A 2,599-nucleotide genomic window follows, 5' to 3' on the forward strand; every position below is an offset into this window, starting at 1 on the left:
ATTCAAATTAATACCCCACAAAAAAAGGAACAAATGTGCTAAATACTGTAGAAATCATCCAAAACGAACTCCCAAAATATCAAGGTCTTACAAAATCAGAAAAGAGTTATGGACTCTCTCATCTTGATGATTGGATACCTGAAAATGGGGGATTAGAAGTGCTTATTGAAAAATTTGCTGAAAAATCTCTGAATATTAAACCATTTTTAGAACAGGTTGACCTTTTAGAGTCAAAGTAGTTTTTTTCATGGATGCTTAACAAAAAATAATCATTATTAACTTGAAATGTTAATATCTTATCTTTTATAAGCAAACATGATTAATAGATAAAATTGTAACATCTAAGTTTTAAACTCAACACAAATTCTCAACTTCATACTTCAGCTTAGCACCAGATATAACCTCCAATAGACCCTCCAAAATAGAGATACTACTCCCAAAATTCTCATGACTCAACTTTATAAAATCACTATCTATAGAGCGTCTCTGCTGACTCTGCTCTTTATTAAATATATTGATTGAACACATCGGGCTATCAGGGTCAAAAACAAAATTTTGCCATCTCCTAATATCAGCTAGTTGTCGTGTATTGAAAACTCCATCCTCTACATATCGGTTATCTGTATCCCAAGACTCCTCTAACCCAAGCAGTGGTGTTTTATGTATCTTCTCCAAAGAACGGCTTATCAGATAAAGTAGTGACTTACCATACTCCCCAATAGAGTCAGAACACTCCATCTCTTTATCAAGCATATAGAGATGTATATCCTTTTTTTTGATTACACCCCCTTCAACTGCTCCGATGATATATCTATTGCTATCTGCAAGAGATAATGTAGGAGCCAAAAGGTGCATAGAGTTCAGCTTCATACCTCTTCTATTTAACTCCTCTAACCAAGTTGTGGCAATGAGCTGTGAACCAAATGAGTGTGCTATAGCATGAATCTCAAAATTTCCATACCTCTTCTGCAATTTTTGAAATGAGTCGGTTAGAATATATATAACACCTCTCTTTTTCTCATTTATCTCTCTTAACTCTTCGATTTCACTTAGATTGGCTCTTAGAGACTTCTCTTTAACCTCTGTCCAGATAGCCCTTGTTGAGATCTCTTGAGTATGTTGCTCTATAGCTCTATCGAGTGCTTCCATATTCTGTTTTGACCTATACTCCTCTCGTGATACGCCTCGTTGAGTCAACATCTCTTGACAAAAATCGTTTATAGATTTCTCTATAACCCCAATAGAACTTGTCTGCCATGTCAAAAAGATTGGATAGATACCATTTTCCAAAAAGTATGAAGCCATAACTCTTATCTTGCTTATACTCTCTTTCTCACCACTGAAACTACCCAGAGCATAGAGAGCAACTTTTCTATGTTTTGGACTGCATTTTACCCACGCTTCAATCTTGTCATGACAGATAATATCTATAGACCTATCCAGTGAACAGGTATAGATAATAGTATGCTTTGCTCGTCCATATCGATTTAAAATAAGTGAGTGCTGATAGGCTATGTCTTCGCTAATTGGTGCAAGATTTCTGTTTATATAACGGTAGGAGAGAGCCTTTTTCATAATCGCTGTCCCCTCCACTCTCTCATTCTCTTTCTTAAGAAGAGAGAGGCTAGAGTAGGTATGAGGTACAATCTCAATATCTATAGGCACACCAACAACAGCAACCCATACATCCATGCCATGCTTCAACCAATCCTTATAACTTAGTATCGCAAAACCACTACTACCCCATGTTGTACCCCATGAGTTTTGAACCACAAACCCCTCTCTGGTATAACCCACAATAACAAAAGCATGGTTCCCTTTTGGAAATAACTTATACTCTATCAGAGGTATATCCTCTATCTTCTCACTAAAATAGTCTCTGAGCTTCCACCAACCATCATGAATAGATGCAGAGACATACAACGCCCCAACTTCACACAGAGCCGACTGCATATCAGAGATAGAGTCACCATCCACTCTATAATACGCACCCAAAGGTCGCTCACGAGCCTCCTTGTCCCAACCCTCATTTGGGTTATCTTGATAGACCTCCCAACAACTCTGCTCACAGACACCATGTTTGTTCCAACCCTTCATCGCCCCACGACAGCTAGACCCCTCATAATCCTCACCATCCCACTCATCATAGACTCTAGCTAGATTAAAAAGCATCTGCTCACTTACCTTATTAATCCTAAAATCCAATGGACTCTCCAAGAAATCTCTATACCTATCCGATATATGGTCTCTCCAGAGCAGATAGTTGATAACCGTAGCCAAGGCATAACCTGTGCATTTTCCATCACCACCTTGGTCAAGTATCATATCTATAGCCCGATAACACTTAACTATCATCTCAATATCATCAACATTTGGGTAGATTTTTGGCAGAGATTTCAAGATAGGTCTATACTCCCTATCTCTCAAATCCAATCTATCTTTTCTAACATCTAGTACTCTATTCTCATGTCGCTTTGTTCCCATAAAAAATCCTTGGAGTCGGAGACTTTAGTCCAATGCCAATGAATTAGCGAGGCTGAAGCCATCGGTTCCTTATATGCAATCTGCATTTTCGGAATCGGCGTGTTCACACCCGAAC

2 protein-coding genes are annotated in these 2,599 nt (G+C 38.3%); one reads left to right on the forward strand and one right to left on the reverse strand.

The features are described from left to right. The first annotated feature begins 35 nt into the window (after nt 1–35). Nucleotides 36–239, forward strand: coding sequence for a hypothetical protein (locus tag GSY74_RS03520; RefSeq protein WP_164663729.1), 204 nt, complete (start codon nt 36–38; stop codon nt 237–239). Between the two features lie 115 nt (nt 240–354). On the opposite strand, the gene GSY74_RS03525 is transcribed toward GSY74_RS03520, so the two are convergent. Continuing rightward, nucleotides 355–2,484, reverse strand: coding sequence for a C1 family peptidase (locus GSY74_RS03525; protein ID WP_164663730.1), 2,130 nt, complete (start codon nt 2,482–2,484; stop codon nt 355–357). Between the last annotated feature and the right edge of the window lie 115 nt (nt 2,485–2,599).

Origin of the sequence: Sulfurovum sp. bin170 (genome assembly GCF_010892395.1) — a bacterium.
GTDB lineage: Bacteria > Campylobacterota > Campylobacteria > Campylobacterales > Sulfurovaceae > UBA1140.